General features: G+C 37.1%; 16 protein-coding genes. 8 read left to right on the top strand and 8 right to left on the bottom strand.

The window, feature by feature from the left end:
* Nucleotides 1-489: 489 nt before the first annotated feature.
* The 5 genes from ABVM52_RS03255 to ABVM52_RS03235 form a co-directional block, all read right to left on the bottom strand.
* Nucleotides 490-1,002, bottom strand: a complete 513-nt coding sequence (locus ABVM52_RS03255; RefSeq protein ID WP_405383674.1) for a DinB family protein — start codon at nt 1,000-1,002, stop codon at nt 490-492.
* 108 nt (nt 1,003-1,110) lie between these two features.
* Nucleotides 1,111-2,739, bottom strand: coding sequence for an L-glutamate gamma-semialdehyde dehydrogenase (gene pruA, locus ABVM52_RS03250; RefSeq protein WP_405383672.1), 1,629 nt, complete (start codon nt 2,737-2,739; stop codon nt 1,111-1,113).
* Nucleotides 2,740-2,821: 82 nt separating this feature from the next.
* The gene (gene apaG, locus ABVM52_RS03245) at nt 2,822-3,208 is read right to left on the bottom strand and encodes a Co2+/Mg2+ efflux protein ApaG (RefSeq protein WP_405385093.1); all 387 of its coding nucleotides are present in this window, start codon (nt 3,206-3,208) and stop codon (nt 2,822-2,824) included.
* Between the two features lie 5 nt (nt 3,209-3,213).
* Nucleotides 3,214-4,338, bottom strand: coding sequence for a DUF3667 domain-containing protein (locus ABVM52_RS03240; protein WP_405383670.1), 1,125 nt, complete (start codon nt 4,336-4,338; stop codon nt 3,214-3,216).
* 25 nt (nt 4,339-4,363) lie between these two features.
* Nucleotides 4,364-5,605: a DUF5103 domain-containing protein gene (locus ABVM52_RS03235; RefSeq protein ID WP_405383668.1), complete on the bottom strand. Its 1,242-nt coding sequence runs from the start codon at nt 5,603-5,605 to the stop codon at nt 4,364-4,366.
* A 153-nt stretch (nt 5,606-5,758) separates the two neighbouring features.
* Here ABVM52_RS03235 and ABVM52_RS03230 point away from each other — a divergent pair, with 153 nt between their 5' ends.
* From ABVM52_RS03230 to ABVM52_RS03195, 8 genes are all read left to right on the top strand, one after another.
* Entirely contained in the window at nt 5,759-7,111 is a 1,353-nt protein-coding gene (locus ABVM52_RS03230; RefSeq protein WP_405383666.1) for a Na(+)-translocating NADH-quinone reductase subunit A, read from the top strand.
* Between the two features lie 3 nt (nt 7,112-7,114).
* Nucleotides 7,115-8,398, top strand: a complete 1,284-nt coding sequence (locus tag ABVM52_RS03225; RefSeq protein WP_116770016.1) for an NADH:ubiquinone reductase (Na(+)-transporting) subunit B — start codon at nt 7,115-7,117, stop codon at nt 8,396-8,398.
* A gap of 2 nt (nt 8,399-8,400) precedes the next feature.
* Nucleotides 8,401-9,153 (top strand): Na(+)-translocating NADH-quinone reductase subunit C, encoded by a 753-nt coding sequence (locus tag ABVM52_RS03220; protein WP_405383663.1) that lies wholly within the window; start codon nt 8,401-8,403, stop codon nt 9,151-9,153.
* A gap of 1 nt (nt 9,154) precedes the next feature.
* A complete protein-coding gene (locus ABVM52_RS03215) occupies nt 9,155-9,802 on the top strand; it encodes an NADH:ubiquinone reductase (Na(+)-transporting) subunit D (protein WP_089262251.1) in 648 nt (215 codons plus the stop codon).
* Between the two features lie 21 nt (nt 9,803-9,823).
* Nucleotides 9,824-10,582: an NADH:ubiquinone reductase (Na(+)-transporting) subunit E gene (nqrE, locus tag ABVM52_RS03210; RefSeq protein ID WP_405383661.1), complete on the top strand. Its 759-nt coding sequence runs from the start codon at nt 9,824-9,826 to the stop codon at nt 10,580-10,582.
* Between the two features lie 2 nt (nt 10,583-10,584).
* Nucleotides 10,585-11,892, top strand: coding sequence for an NADH:ubiquinone reductase (Na(+)-transporting) subunit F (gene nqrF / locus ABVM52_RS03205; protein WP_405383659.1), 1,308 nt, complete (start codon nt 10,585-10,587; stop codon nt 11,890-11,892).
* Between the two features lie 70 nt (nt 11,893-11,962).
* A complete protein-coding gene (locus ABVM52_RS03200; protein ID WP_405383657.1) occupies nt 11,963-12,325 on the top strand; it encodes a Na(+)-translocating NADH-quinone reductase subunit F in 363 nt (120 codons plus the stop codon).
* Nucleotides 12,322-13,329, top strand: coding sequence for an FAD:protein FMN transferase (locus tag ABVM52_RS03195; protein ID WP_405383655.1), 1,008 nt, complete (start codon nt 12,322-12,324; stop codon nt 13,327-13,329). The genes ABVM52_RS03200 and ABVM52_RS03195 overlap by 4 nt, the downstream gene beginning before the upstream one ends.
* On the opposite strand, the gene ABVM52_RS03190 is transcribed toward ABVM52_RS03195, so the two are convergent.
* Genes ABVM52_RS03190 through gpmI form a run of 3 tightly spaced genes read right to left on the bottom strand, consistent with a single transcriptional unit; the run spans nt 13,330 to nt 16,476 of the window.
* Entirely contained in the window at nt 13,330-14,094 is a 765-nt protein-coding gene (locus tag ABVM52_RS03190) for a class I SAM-dependent methyltransferase (RefSeq protein ID WP_405383653.1), read from the bottom strand.
* 9 nt (nt 14,095-14,103) lie between these two features.
* Nucleotides 14,104-14,922, bottom strand: a complete 819-nt coding sequence (gene map / locus ABVM52_RS03185; RefSeq protein WP_405383651.1) for a type I methionyl aminopeptidase — start codon at nt 14,920-14,922, stop codon at nt 14,104-14,106.
* Between the two features lie 36 nt (nt 14,923-14,958).
* On the bottom strand, nt 14,959-16,476 hold the full coding sequence (gpmI, locus tag ABVM52_RS03180) for a 2,3-bisphosphoglycerate-independent phosphoglycerate mutase (protein WP_405383649.1): 1,518 nt from the start codon (nt 16,474-16,476) through the stop codon (nt 14,959-14,961).
* Between the last annotated feature and the right edge of the window lie 88 nt (nt 16,477-16,564).

Below are 16,564 nucleotides of genomic sequence, written 5' to 3'. Positions count from 1 at the left end.
ATAAGAAGTTAAAATGCAGTAAGTTGAGGTTGATGTCCTCTTAGGGTTAAGTGGTAAGTTTCTAGTTTTCAGGAAGGTGTTGTGACTTATTTCTTTTTTGACCTACACATTAGGGATTTTTAATGTGTGTATGGTTAATGAAATAAATTATAGTAATATGAAGCTCGATGCTTTTTGGCAAACAGCTTCAAATATTCCCAAAAGTTTTCCATTTTTAATAGTATGTTAACCCGAGATCTTTCCTGTACATGCTTCATAATCAGTTCAATTTTAGTTCTAAGTTCAACAAATAACATTTAAAATACAATTAATTAACGTTAAATTTACATTGATATTGTTCTGTACTTAAGTGTTTTAATGAATTCTTTGCTAAGAATGACATGAAGTTATTCTGTAGGGGTAGGTTTTAGTGATGTTCTTCCATTTTTCCCTATTAAAAAGCCTCCAATCAAATGAATGATTGAAGGCCGTAATTTGTCTACCAAAAAATTACTTGCTCCATGGCGGAACAATATCATTTGATCTGGCATAAGCTATTAACTGTCCTTTGTGCTCCCCATTATGTTCCATAATGGCAAGTAGGCCACCTAATTTATTTGCCTTCATAAACCCAAAGTCCACTTCATCGTTCAATTGTCCGTCCTCAACCAATGTAATTTTTTCCAGTACAAAATCATTGGATTTCTTCAAAGCGGCAATAATGTTTTCTTTACCGGTTATTTTGCCCAGGTTCATTACATCAACATCTTCCGGTGGGGCAAAACCAAGCTTGGATGCTAGAAAATAATTGCCACCTGCTACATGTAATAGCGCTTCGCCAACAGAACTGACACCTTCCATAGGACGCCAATCATATTTATCATCTGGGAAAGCTTCCGCAAGTTGAATAACTTGAGATTGGTTTCCTGCTAAAACGGCCTTAATGGTGTTTTGCGCTAATTCATCTTGTGCTTGGACAATACAGGCACTGCATACTAGAACTAAAAAGAGTAACTTTTTCATAATTAGTGTGTTAAGTGAGTATTAAGAGATTAATTTATGTTTCAATGTACCTTTTATTTTTAGAATTTCAATAAAAAAGGCCGAATTTAAATTCGGCCTTTTTTTAAATTACCCTAAAAAGGGATATCTGTAATCAGTAGGGGTAACAAATGTTTCTTTTATTAATCTAGGAGAAACCCAACGCAATAGATTCTGTGCGGAACCTGCCTTGTCGTTGGTTCCAGATGCTCTTGCGCCTCCAAAAGGTTGCTGGCCAACGACCGCACCGGTTGGTTTGTCATTAATATAAAAATTACCTGCACAATTTTGTAGTGCCTTGGTTGCCTCCTCAATAGCATACCTGTCATTGGATAGTACCGCACCTGTCAAAGCATATTCAGAAGTAGTGTCTACTAATTTTAGAGTGTCTTTCCAATCCGCATCATCATAGACATAAATCGTAACAACTGGTCCAAAAAGTTCAGTTTCCATTGTTGTGTACTTTGGGTCTGTTGTAACAATTACGGTCGGTTCTATAAAATATCCTTTTGATTTGTCATAATTGCCTCCGGCGTAAATTTCCGCTTTGGAATCTTTTTTGGCCTGATCAATAAATTTTGCCAATTTATCAAACGAGTTTTCATGAATGACCGCAGTAATAAAGTTGGACATATCTTCCGGTGAACCCGGTTTGTTGAATGAGTCGATATCTGCCTTTACTAGTTCCAAAATCTCTTTGGAAGTAGATTTGGGTAAGTATACCCTGGAGGCAGCACTACATTTTTGCCCTTGGAACTCAAAAGCGCCCCTAGAGATAGCGGTTGCTACTTGCTTTGTGTTAGCGGTAGGATGCGCTAATATAAAATCCTTACCACCGGTTTCACCTACAATTCTAGGATATGTTTTATAGGTGTGTATGTTGTTTCCTATTTGTTTCCAAAGCTCTTTAAAAACATGTGTGGAACCTGTAAAATGAATACCTGCAAAATCTGGACTAGCCAACACGGTATCCGTAATCATAACGGGATCACCATAAACAACATTGATTACCCCGTCCGGTACACCGGCCTCTTTAAAAATATCTACGATAACCTTTGCTGAAAAAATTTGACTGTCACTTGGCTTCCATACAACTACATTGCCCATTAGTGCGGCACTTGCGGGTAAATTACCTGCAATTGCGGTAAAATTAAAAGGAGTAACGGCATATACAAAACCTTCTAGCGGTCTGTATTCTACCCTGTTCCAAATCCCTGGCGCGGACTCTGGTTGCTCTGCATAGATCTGGGACATGTATTCTACATTAAATCTCAGGAAATCTATGAGCTCGCAGGCGGCATCTATCTCGGCTTGATGAATGTTTTTAGATTGGGCGATCATAGTGGCCGCATTAATTTTTGCGCGGTAAGGGCCTGCTATTAGATCAGCCGCTTTTAAGAATATAGAGGCACGTTGCTCCCAGCTAACATTGGCCCATGCATCCCTGGCGGAAAGACAATTGTCAATGGCATTCTGTATATCTTGCTTGTTGGCTGTATGGTAAGTTCCTACGACATGTTGATGATCGTGGGGCGGTGACATGGGTTTTGTGTTGCCCGTACGCACTTCTTCAGAACCTATGTACATAGGAACGTCAACGTTATTATTGTAATATGCTTTATATTGTTCCAATACAGATGCTCTTTCTGGAGAACCTGGAGCGTAGCTTTTAATTGGTTCATTAATAGCTTCTGGAACTTGAAAAAAACCTTTTCCCATTGTCAAAATTTTAAAATTAAAAAGTTGACCAAAGGTACTAAAACGGTGTTGGACTTAAAACTTATAAGAAGGTTAAAAAGAACTAGTTCAAGGTAAAGGGTGCGCTAAATTTAAAAGTAGGAATATAAACCCTGAATTTTTCGGTGGTTTTAAAATTGGACATATTATAGTGGCCCTTCATGGCACCAATAGGAGATGTTAATAAACAACCGGAATTATAGGTGTGTGATTCTCCGGGCTGAATTACAGGTTTTTTTCCAATAACACCTTCGCCATCCAAAGTTTCCATATCGTTTAAGGAATCAAATATTTTCCAATGGCGGGAAGTGAGCTGTACGGCATCTTGACTTTGATTTTCAATACATATGGTGTACCCAAATGCGTAATGCATTTTGTAATTTTTAAAGAAAGTACCCTCAAAACTGGTTTGAACCGATATTTTTATGCCCTTGGTTACCTGTGTTATCATCATTCTTAATAAGTAAATACGCTAGCAGCTATTAAAATTGTTACCGCAAAAAATCCCAAAATTATGAAAATAGTATTCAGGAATAAATATTTTACAATAGTTTTAAATCGACCTTGGTTATAGAAATTTCGCATTGCCTTATATAGATAGACGGAGAAAACCAATATAAATAGGCTCTCACTACCAACATTAAAAATGGCATTTACCAAATAGCTAACAATGAGCAAGATAAATAATAACGATTGATTGTGGAAGCTAAAGATTAAATGATCGGTATAAGTGTATTTTTTTCTGATGTAGACCAACCAAATGAACAAAGAAAAGAAGGGTAGAAAGAAGAATGTGGCAAAGGGCGATTTTGAAATTAAAGTATTTACGAATGTCCCTGGTCTTTTTTCAATTTCTACTAAACTGTTAGATAGGTTATAGGCCATTTCATTCTCTGTAGAGTTGCTAATCTTATATTTAGCAGTGCTTTCTTTAAACGTGTAAATCGTATCGTTTTGTATTATGGTATTGAAAAATTGTATTTTTTCAAAAAACCTTGCGGCAATACCTTTTTGGTTGACCTCCTTAAAATGCTGAATTGGGTTAGATAGGAGTAGGGAATCCTTATTGTTTATTTTAGTGCCAGTAAATCGTTGTTTGTTTAAAGAGTCAATTACTGCTAACGCTTGCTGTTTTTCTTCTTCCGAGTCAAATTCTAGGTTGTTCAACTGCTTTTTTAAATTGAATATAGACTCTTTGTTTTCGGAACCAAATCTGTTCAAAGCTTCCAGCTCACCGCTTAAACTGATCAGTAAAAAATAGATAATGGACAAGCTCAGTAAAAACCGAAAAGGGTTGGTATAAGATAAACGCTTGCCGGCAATATAGTCTTTCGTTATTTTTCCCGGTCTTAATAGCAGCGCCGTAAGGGTTTGTAAAATCTTGGAATCATAAGAAAGGATATTGGTGAAAAACTCTTCAAAAAAATCTAGAAGTGAGATTTTTTTTGTGCTGTTTGCCTGTGAACAGTTTGGGCAATATTTATCGCTCAAATCTAAAGGGTGTCCACAATTAAGGCATTCAACGCCTCTATATTGTAATTTATATCTGCCGGTGGTTCTGGTGGTTGGTGTGTTTTTCATAAGCGATGAAAAACGTAAAGATACATTAGTTGGTTATATTTCTTGAGTTGGCCGATCCAACGCCTATGATACTGTCGTACATATCGCCAAAATTTCTATAGTAGACTAAAACAATGTAATTGTTTTCGGTAAAGTGAAAATTACCGTCTACGGCATTTAAATCAATATCATTGTTATCTTTTAATACATATTTATAGTTGTAAAATCCTTGCTTCATTTTTATGGTAGCTTGCATCATGCCCGTATCCTCATTATACGTCATTTTGTTTTCATCTGTCAACGCATAATTGTTGAATTTGCCGAACACGTAAACATCGTCCAAGGCAATGTATTCCGTGTAGGGTAAGCTAAAATGGACCATGGTGTATTCTGCCTCCCTAGAGGCATCGTCGCCCTGCAAGGTTCTTATAACGAAATCTCCGTTAATATCTGGAAAATAGGTGTAAGATTGATCATTTCTTGGTTTGTCCGCAAATAGGTAATGGTTGTACAGGTCAGAAAGTTCAATGCTTGAAATTTGCGAACTGGGAGCTCTAAGGTCGCTCGTATCAAAAAGTAAAAATTCGTTTCCACCATAAAACGCCGTTTCTTGGTCATATTTATAAACAAGTTCATTGCCAATGGTATATTGGGGTGGAACATTGTAAATGGCAGTAGGCCAGTAATAATTTTGTAAAATGGCGACCTTAACTTCTTTTTTAGGGTTTACTAAGCGCAAACTGCTTGGTTGTAATGTAAATTGAACAACTTGCTTTTCGTTCAAATAATTAAAATCTCTGGAACGCTTTATGGTGGCACCAACATTCACCAGATCTTTATAGACGACAAACCTTCTTGAAAACTGTAGTTCATAATTGTTGTTATAGATTTCAATAAGATAATTGCCGCTTACCTTAAGGCGAACATTGTCATTGGGTATAGTAAGTTGATAATTGCTGTAGGTTTCTAAGGTGGTGTAGCTGTTTTCGTAATTGACTATACGTTGATTGTCTACCCCGTCCAAGTACTGGGATTTTAATAGCGCAGACTTTTTCCAATCATAATCGCAGTGAGTTATTTTATAATAATAGTCCTGTTCATTGGCCAGTATATCATCAAATTCAAGATATATGGGCTCTCCTATTTTTATAACGGGGAATTGGTCATCCGTTGGTCCTTTAAAAATGATAGATTTTATATGACTTGGCGGATTAACCTCCTTCTGTACTTGTGCAGTAACGTTTTGCAAAAATGACAGAAGTACAATAAGTTTAACGAAATATCGCATTTGATAGCTTTTTACGCAGTAAAGGTAAACAAAAACGATACCTAAAAAAGATAGCTCGTTGTATTGTCTAAATTATGGGGTAATAATTATGAAAACGAAGTTTTTGTACTTAAATTTGCGTCAAATTTTGTTAACCTAAAGGTCTACACGCAAATGTCCAAAGACATACGAATTAAAAAAGGGCTCAATATTAACCTGGTGGGCGCCGCAGAACAGTCAACTTCAAAAGCTGTTCTTAGTAATGTTTACGCAATTCAGCTTAGCGATTTTCATGGTATTACCCCTAAGATGTTGGTAAAGCAAGGTGCCGAGGTCAAAGCCGGTGAGCCGTTGTTCTATAATAAAAATATAGAGGAAATGCTTTTTGTTTCTCCGGTAAGTGGTGAGCTTATTGAGATTGAAAGAGGGGATAGAAGACGCATTTTAACATTGAAAATTTTGGCTGATAAAACGCAGGAATCCGTAACGGGTTCTGCAATGGATGTTGAAAAGGCATCTAAGGCAGAAATTAAGGCTTCATTGTTAAAAGGTGGTTGTTGGCCATTTATTAAGCAACGTCCTTATGATGTAATAGCAAATCCGGATACCACGCCAAAATCTATTTTTGTGTCAGGGTATGCCAGTGCTCCCTTACAGGCAAATGTAGATTACGTATTGCAGGGTAAGGAAAAAGAATTACAGGCGGCAATTACCGCATTGGGTAAATTAACGCCCGGTAAAATACATGTGTCGGTAGACGCTAAAGGTACATCGCCTTTATCTTCATTGCAAGGGGTAGCATTGCACAAAGTATCCGGCCCGCATCCGGCAGGATTGGTCGGAACTCAAATTAATAGGATTGATCCTATAAATAAAGGGGAATTGGTATGGACCGTATCTCCTCAAGACCTCATAATTATTGGGGAATATTTGTTAACGGGAAAATATAATGCGGAACGTATTGTTGCACTTGTAGGTTCATCCGTTAAAGCTCCAAAATATTACGAAACCAAAATTGGTGCTGAAATTTCTACCTTTTTATATGCCAGTGGCGTAAACGAGGAGAATTTTCGTGTCATTAACGGAGATGTTTTAACAGGCTCTAAAAGTAGGCCAGATGGATATTTAGGGTCTTACAATAATACGGTTACCGTAATACCTGAAGGTGATGATTATGAATTATTTGGTTGGAACAAACCGGTATTCGATAAAATTTCCGCTACAAGGGCGCTAACGTTCTCTTGGTTGCAACCCAATAAAAAGTATGATTTAGATACCAATACCAATGGTGAGCATAGAGCTTTTGTGGTAACGGGACAATATGAAAAAGTTTTTCCAATGGATATTTTTCCAATGCAGCTATTAAAGGCGTGTATGGTTAAAGATTTGGATGAAATGGAGCAATTAGGTTTGTACGAAGTGGCTCCAGAAGATTTTTCGTTAACTGAGTTTATATGTATTTCTAAACAACCGCACCAGAAAATTATTCGTGAGGGCTTAGATTTATTGCAAAAAGAAATAGGATAAGAAATGAGTTTAAAAAGCAAATTACACGAACTTAAACTGAAGTATCAGGGTAAGAAAATGGCTCCTGCCTTTAATGCCTTTCATACTTTTTTGTTTTCGCCAGATGAAACTACCCATGCAGGTGGTACACATGTAAAGGCGGCCGATGATTTAAAGCGTACCATGAATACGGTAATTATGGCACTGGTACCAGTGTTGATATTTTCTATGTTCAACGCAGGTTATCAGTATTATTCTGCAATCAATGGCTTTCCTGCAGAATTTTCTTTAATGAACGATTTTCTTACCTGGGATAACTTTTGGATCGGTATTATTAAGGTGTTGCCATTAGTGGTGGTTTCTTATGCTGTAGGTCTAATTGTGGAATTTATTTTTGCCGTTATCAAAGGTCATGAAGTGGAAGAGGGGTATTTGGTTACCGGTATGTTGGTGCCATTGATCGTACCTATAGATACTCCGCTTTGGATGTTGGCAGTCGCCGTAGTGTTCGGTGTTGTTATCGGTAAAGAAGTATTTGGCGGTACAGGTATGAATATTCTTAATCCTGCTTTAACCATTAGAGCATTTTTGTTCTTCGCTTATCCTACTTGGATGAGTGGTGATAAAGTTTGGGTTTACGGTGCTAGAGAGCGTTCAGAAGAAATTTTGGCAGGTGCTACAAATGTTGATGCCTACTCAGGTGAAACTATACTTGGGTTTTTAGCGCAAAACAAAGGAGCTGAGATGTCATATTCTGTTTCAGATATGTTCTTTGGATTTATTCCAGGCTCTGTTGGTGAAACATCGGCGTTCTTAATCCTTTTAGGAGGGTTATTCTTAATCTTTACTAAGATTGCTAGCTGGAGAATCATGCTAAGTGCTGTAATCGGTTCATTGGTAATGGGCTTAATATTTAACCAAGTAGTTGATTTTGGTTGGATAGGCGAATCAAGCAAGTTCTATGGTTTAATGAGTTTTGATTTCTGGAAACATTTAATCGTAGGTGGTTTGGCATTCGGTATTGTCTACATGGCTACCGATCCCGTAACAGGTTCCCAGACCAATAAGGGTAAATGGTACTATGGTTTCTTTATAGGATTCATTTCTGTAATGATCCGTGTATTCAACCCTGCGTACCCAGAAGGTGTATTCTTAGCGATTTTGTTGATGAACGTATTTGCGCCTACTATTGACCATTATGTGGTTAGGGGTAATATTAAGAGAAGAATGAACAGATTAAAAAATGCTACGATCTATCCAAAAGATTCAGATGGTAAAGCAGAGGAACTTAAAGCTGAAACAGTTTAATTATGGCAGTTAATACAGATAAAAATAGTTATACCGTAATTTTTGCAGCCGTTATGGTTGTGGTAGTTGGGTCGATTCTAGCTTTCTTGGCATCGGCATTACGTCCAAATATCAAAGAGAATGAGCGTTTTGAAAAACAACAGAACATTCTTTATGCAATGGGTGTAAATGAAAATGGAGATGACGCTGGTAGTGTTAATTTCATTCCTACGGATGTAGTTGAAGATGAGTTCGCCGCTTATATCAAGGAGCAGTTGGTCATTCAAGGAGATAAGATTTCCCAAGATGACGAAGCATATTTAATTGATCTCAAAAAACAATTGGCCAATATCAAAAAAGGCGAAGATTATAAGTTGCCCGTATTCATAGGAGAAAAGGATGGAAAGAAATTCTATATCATTCCTATGTACGGAAAAGGTCTTTGGGATGCTATTTGGGGCTTTATAGCCTTAGATAATACAATGACTGTCCAAGGTGTTTATTTTGACCACAAAGGGGAGACCCCAGGTTTAGGTGCAAATATTAAAATGCGCTATTTTATGGATGACTTTAAAGGGGAAACCATATTAAAAGGAACACAATATGCAGGTATAGATGTTGCTAAAGGCAACAATGATCCATTGAACAATACAAAAGATGATAATGAAGTAGACGCCTTGGCAGGTGCTACTATTACAGGGAACGGTGTATCTGCAATGATCAAGGAAACCGTTAAGTTATACAAACCTTATTTAGAAACAATTAGAGCAAAGTAATATGGCACTACTCTCAAAAAAAGATACCAATCTAATTACGGATCCGCTTGCGGATAACAACCCTATTACCATACAGGTACTAGGTATATGTTCCGCCTTGGCTATTACGGCAGAGTTAAAGGCGTCATTGGTAATGGCAATATCGGTAATGTTCGTGTTAGGTGCGGGTAACGTAGTTATCTCCCTAATGAGAAATATTATACCGTCAAAAATTAGAATTATCGTGCAACTGATCGTTGTGGCAACATTGGTAATTATCGTTGATCAAGTCTTAAAGGCCTTTGCTTATGAGTTGAGTAAGACCTTGGCCGTATTTGTTGGTCTAATTATTACCAACTGTATCATTATGGGTCGTTTTGAGGCATTTGCTTTGGCAAATGGACCATGGCGTTCATTTTTAGATGGTATAGGTAACTCACTTGGTTACGGTGTTATCTTGGTGATTGTTGGGTTCTTTAGGGAACTGCTTGGGTCAGGTACGTTATTTGGTATTCCTGTACTTGGAGATCCAATAGCTAAAACAGGATTATATGCTACAGGGTATGAAAACAATGGCTTTATGATTATTCCTCCGGCTGCATTGATCGTAGTTGGTATAATAATTTGGGTTCAACGTTCAAGGAATCCTGCACTTGTAGAAGAGAATTAAACGGACATTTAAGTAGAGATTATGTTAGAACATGTAGAATTATTTTTTAAGTCCATCTTTATTGACAACATGGTGTTTGCCGTGTTCCTAGGGATGTGTTCTTATTTGGCGGTATCCAAAAAAGTGGCTACTGCAGTTGGTTTAGGTGCTGCTGTTATATTTGTATTAGCGGTTACGGTACCATTAAACTGGTTATTGGATAAATACTTATTACAAGATGGGGCATTGGTGTGGTTAGGTCCGGAGTATGCGGAATATAACCTTAGCTTTTTATCTTTTATTCTATTTATTGCAACCATTGCAACTATGGTTCAATTGGTTGAAATCGTTGTTGAAAAATTCTCACCTTCTTTGTACAATTCACTGGGTATATTTTTACCGTTAATTGCAGTAAACTGTGCTATTTTAGGGGGGTCGTTGTTTATGCAAGCAAGAGAGATTGAAACCTTAGGTCTAGCTTTTAATTACGGAGTTAGCTCTGGAATTGGTTGGTTTTTGGCCATTTTGGCCATTGCGGCAATACGTGAGAAAATTAGATATAGTAATGTACCCGCTCCTTTAAGAGGATTGGGAATAACCTTTATCATTACTGGTTTAATGGGTATAGGCTTTCAAAGCTTTGGAGGTATGTTGACCGGCGGTGGTGAAGAAGCGGAAGAGGCGGATCAGCAAGTGAACAAAGTTCAACAATTGGAAGTAGTTGAGCCTAAAGAAGAAATAGTAGAAAAGAAAACTGAAGTTGACGAAAAGGTCATTTCTTATAACGACGTAAAAAAATAAATATGATTTTAGCTACAAGTACTGGCGGAACTATACTGATAACCGTTGTTGCATTTCTAATACTTTTAATGGTATTGGTAGCATTACTTCTGTTTACAAAACAAAAATTATCTCCATCAGGTCCTGTGACCATTACTATAAACGGAGAGAAGAAAATTGAAGTTGCCTCTGGGGGATCATTATTGTCTACCTTGGGTAACCAAAAGGTCTTTTTGCCATCTGCGTGTGGTGGTGGTGGAACCTGTATTCAATGTGAATGTCATGTTTTATCCGGTGGAGGTGAAGCCTTACCTACCGAAACTCCTCATTTCTCCAAAAAAGAATTGAACCATGGAGCTCGTTTGGCCTGTCAGGTTAAGGTAAAGCAAGACATGGAAATTACAATACCAGAGGAAGTATTCGGTATTAAGAAATGGCCTGCAAAAGTGGTGCGTAATTATAATGTAGCTTCTTTTATTAAAGAATTTGTAGTTGAAATCCCTGAGGATATGGGCTACAAGGCAGGGGGTTATATTCAAATTGAAATTCCTGAGTGTGAGGTTAAGTATTCGGATATTGATATTACCGCACACCCTGAGGAACATGAAACTCCAGATAAGTTTCAAGCAGAGTGGGATAAGTTCAACCTATGGCCTTTGGTTATGAAGAATCCAGAGACGGTTGAAAGAGCATACTCAATGGCATCTTTCCCTGCAGAAGGTAGAGAGATCATGTTGAATGTACGTATTGCCACACCACCTTGGGATCGAGCTAAAAATGGATGGATGGATGTCAACCCTGGTGTAGCATCTTCCTATATTTTTAATTTAAAGCCAGGTGATGAGTGTACAATTTCAGGACCTTACGGAGAGTTCTTTATTAATGAATCAGATTCAGAAATGCTTTATGTAGGTGGTGGAGCAGGTATGGCGCCCATGCGTTCTCACTTGTACCATCTATTCAAAACCTTAAAGACAAAAAGAAAAGTTACGTATTGGTACGGTGGTCGTTCTAAGAGAGAATTATTCTACTTGGATCACTTTTATAAATTAGAGGAAGAATTTCCAAATTTTAAATTTTACTTAGCCTTGTCTGAACCTTTAGAGGAAGATAATTGGAAAGTAAAAGAAAACATAGATGCTCCAGGTGATGGTTTTGTAGGCTTTATACATAATTGCGTTATAGATCATTATTTAAGCCATCATGAATCGCCAGAGGATATAGAGTTGTATTTCTGTGGACCTCCATTAATGAACAAGGCTGTTCAGAAAATGGGAGAAGATTTTGGTATTCCAGATGAACATATACGATTCGATGATTTTGGTGGATAGTTTTAACTAACTAATAATCAATAACATAACCGATATACTTTATATCGGTTTTTTTTGTAAAAAGAATTAAATGCACGTTTTAACAGAGCAGGAACTACATAATTTGGCCATGAATATTGTGGGCAAAAAACTAGAAGAAGATGGTTTTGAATTCTTGGCAGTAAACAGTGAGCTTCGCAAGAATCCTCAATTTGTATGTATCAAGGATAAAAAGATGCGTTTTGTGGTTGTAAAAGCTATAGAATATCCTGCAGACCCCAAGGATATGGATTTCTTTATGTCCGACCTTAAAAAAATGAAGGATCATGCGCTAAAATTTGAAGCTAGAACATTTTATGCCGGTGTAGGTTTGGTGAATGCCGCCGATCACAACTTACCGGTGTATTTAAACGAGGAATATATTGTTGATTTTGACGGATTGGTAGAAATATGAGGAAAGGATTTTTAGTAGTATTAATTATATTGGTTGTATTACAGTCGTGTAAAAAGGAGGATTATTATAGAAGTGATTATTCTGGTGCAGCCTTAGGGACCACCTATAATATTGTGGTTATAGCTGACGAAGAAATGAATGTGCAAAGTGAAATTGATTCCGTTTTTAAGGTAATCAATCACTCATTATCCACATATATGCCCAATTCGGATATTTCAAGAATTAACAATGGAGATTCTACAGTAATTGTTGATCACATGTTTCAAGAAGTTTTTAAGATGGCCAAGAATATTCATGCGGATACGGATGGTTTTTTTGATCCTACCGTGGGTACATTGGTTAATGCTTGGGGTTTTGGTCCTGAGCGTAAAATATCAATGGATAGCACCAAAGTAGATAGTTTGTTACAATATGTAGGTTTTGATAAAGTGTCCTTAAACGCTAATAATCAAGTGATAAAAACAGCGCCCAATGTATATATAGACTTTAATGCCATAGCTAAAGGTTATTCTATAGACCGTCTTGCAAGTATGTTAGATGCAAAAGGTATACCTAATTACTTAATTGAAGTAGGTGGTGAGCTCGTTGCCAAAGGTAACAATGCTATAAAAGGAAAATCTTGGGTTGTAGGTATTGATGATCCTGAAACCATGATGGATAGAAAGATCAAGATATTGATTAATTTAAATGACCGTGCCTTAGCTTCATCTGGTAATTATAGAAAATTTAGAATAGATGATGCCACAGGTAAAAAGTATGTTCATACAGTAAATCCAAAAACAGGGTTTACTCAAATATCCAATACTTTGGCGGTAACTATTTTGGCAGAAAATTGTGCAACTGCCGATGCCTATGCCACCGCTTTTATGGCGATGGAATTAGATGAAGCCTTTAAATTAATTGCAGACAACGAAACGTTAGAGGCTTATATTATTTATTCGGATGAATTTGGAGAGACCCAAGAATTCTTGACAAAGGGATTTAAGGATGTGGTAGTACAATGATTACTTGTGGACAAAAGGTATAATTTCACCTTTTGCCAGCCTATATCTATCAATGGTATCAGGTGATAATTTACTGGTGTAGTCAATTTCTTTTACCGTAAATCCTACACTTCTCAGCTTATTAAAATAATCCTTGCCATAAATGCGCACATGGTCATATTGACCAAAAATTTTAGCACGCTCAACTTTATCTACAATGGTATGATCTTCAAATGTATGTTCGCGATTTAATTCTTGTGGTACTTGTAGAATAGCCCATCCACCAGGTTTTAATATACGATATAGTTCTTTCATGGCCTTGGTGTCATCAGGTATATGTTCAAGTACATGATTGCATAAGATGACATCAAACGTATTTTCATTAAATGGCAAATTGCAAATATCCGCTTTAACATCTGCCAAAGGGCTATTTAAATCTGTAGTAACGTAGTTTAAGTTCTTTAGATTTTTAAAACGCTTATAAAATGCCTGTTCTGGTGCAAAGTGTAAAACATGTAACGGTGCGGAAAAAAAATCAGTGTCGTTTTTCAGGAATAACCAAAGTAAACGGTGCCGTTCTAAGGAAAGGGTAGAGGGAGAGAGCACATTTTCTCGAGGGTTTTCATATCCGTAGGGCAAAAAACTACGAAACTTTTTACCGTCTATAGGGTCCTCATAAGAATTACCACGATAGTAAACTTGAAAAATTGGTTTAACCAAATAACTTAGAGAAATGAGTACTGGTCTAGGAATAAGGTTCAGAAAAAATTTAAAAATTTTTTTCATGAACCTTATTTAATTTGTGGTAGAAGTTGATCTAAATTCATCTTCTTCATTACTTTCTATACCTAGGGCTTCATATATATATTTAAATGTAGAAAGTAGTTCAGGTTTACCATTAACAAGGGCTACGTTATGTTCAAAGTGTGCACTAGGTTTGCCATCTGCCGTTAAAATGGTCCAACCATCTTTTAATTGCTTAATATTTTTTGTGCCCATGTTCGTCATAGGTTCAATGGCAACCGTCATTCCCTCAACAAATTTTTTACCTCTTCCACGTCTACCGTAATTGGGCATTTCAGGATCCTCATGCATTTTTCTTCCTAAACCGTGGCCCACTAATTCACGCACCACACCGTAACCATGTTCTTCCGTAAATTTTTGTATTGCATAGCCTACATCCCCAACTCTATTACCTAATTTAAATTCGCGAATACCTACATAAAGGGATTGTTTGGTAACCTCCAACAATCTTTTGATTTCAGGGGTAACTTCTCCTACTTCAAAGGTATAGGCGTGATCTCCGTAAAAATCATTTTTAAGAGCTCCGCAATCTATAGAGATAATATCTCCTTCTACCAAAGGCTTGTCATTGGGGATTCCATGCACCACTTGGGCATTGGGACTCATGCATAAAGAATTTGGAAAATCATATAGACCAAGAAAACCAGGAACGGCACCGTGGTCCCGTATAAAGGTTTCCGCTAAAGCATCTAATTGCAATGTGGTAACACCTGGTTTAACTTCTGCTGCAAGCATCCCCAATGTTTTGGAAACGATCAAGGCGCTCTCACGCATTAGTTCAATTTCTTCGGCTGTTTTTATTTTAATCATATTCTCTATGTAAGTGGTAGGGAAAACCTCTAGTTTTTAAACCAATGAATTTTGGGTCATATACTTGGATTTTTCTACGCCCATTAATTTTAAGATTGTAGGGGCAATATCTCCCAATACACCATCATTTATTTTTTTAATATCCTTATCCACCAGAATTAAAGGAACCGGATTCGTCGTATGTGCCGTGTTTGGGCTTCCGTCAGCATTAATCATGGTTTCGCAGTTACCGTGATCAGCAATGACCAAAACGGAATAGTCGTTTTCTTGTGCAGCTGTAATGACATCCTTGGCACATTCGTCAACGGTTTCACAAGCTTTTATGGCCGCTTCCATTACACCGGTATGACCAACCATATCTGGGTTTGCAAAATTTAAACACACAAAATCCACATCTCCCTGTTGTAATTCAGGAATAATCTTGTCCCTAATTTCATATGCGCTCATTTCCGGTTTTAGGTCGTAGGTAGCAACTTTTGGGGACGGACATAAAATTCGTGATTCTCCATCAAAAGGAACTTCTCTTCCGCCATTGAAGAAAAAAGTTACATGTGGGTATTTCTCGGTTTCGGCTATACGTATTTGTTTTTTACCTGCGTTGGACAATACCTCACCTAAGGTTTCAACGATATTATCTTTATTGTAGACCACCTTAACCCCAATAAAGGATTCGTCATAATTGGTCAAGGTAACATAGTAAAGATTTAATTTATGCATATTTAGTTCATGCATATCTTCTTGGCTAAGTACCTGAGTAAGTTCTCTGCCACGGTCTGTTCTAAAATTGAAAAAGATAACCACATCATCTTCCTTTACACTGGCAATTGGTGTGCCATCTGTGGTTGTCATTACAATTGGTTTTATAAACTCATCTGTTATTTCATTGTCATAACTATGTTGAATGCTAGCACCAATGTCAGTAGATTTTTCACCTTGAGCATTAACGATAACGTCATAAGCTTCTTTAACGCGTTCCCATCGTTTATCACGATCCATGGCATAATATCTTCCAACAACCGTTGCCAATTGCGCATTCTTATCAACAGAAAATTGTACTAAATCTTCTAAAAACCCTTTTCCGCTTTTGGGGTCTACATCCCTACCATCTGTAAAGGCATGAATATACATGTTTTTTACACCAGAGGCGTAACCTGCATTAATAAGACCTTTTATATGGTTGGTATGGCTATGTACTCCTCCGTTACTTACCAATCCAAGAAAATGTACGTTCTTGTTATTGGTCTTGGCATATTCGAAAGCATCTTTTAAAACCTGTTCATCCTTAAGGGTATTCTCTTTAACCGCTTTATTAATTTTGGCCAAGTCCTGATAAACAATTCTACCTGCACCCAAATTCATATGGCCTACTTCACTATTACCCATTTGTCCTTCAGGTAAACCAACATTCATTCCGTCTGTTAGTAAGTTGGAATTTGGATATGTAGTATATAAACTATCAATAAACGGTGTTTTGGCTTTATCTACTGCAGATACTGCAGGGTCAGGAGATTTTCCCCAACCATCCAATATCATTAAGATTACTTTCTTATTCATCTTTCCTTAGGTTTAAGTGGCAAAAATACTATGTTCTACTTAGTTAAGCTACTAGATACCCTGCCTTTTTTATAATTGTAACTATTTT

This window comes from Maribacter sp. LLG6340-A2 (genome assembly GCF_045057105.1).
Classification (GTDB): Bacteria; Bacteroidota; Bacteroidia; order Flavobacteriales; family Flavobacteriaceae; genus Maribacter.
The sequence above is the reverse complement of the archived record's forward strand: the minus strand, read 5'-3'. Positions and strand labels throughout refer to the sequence as shown.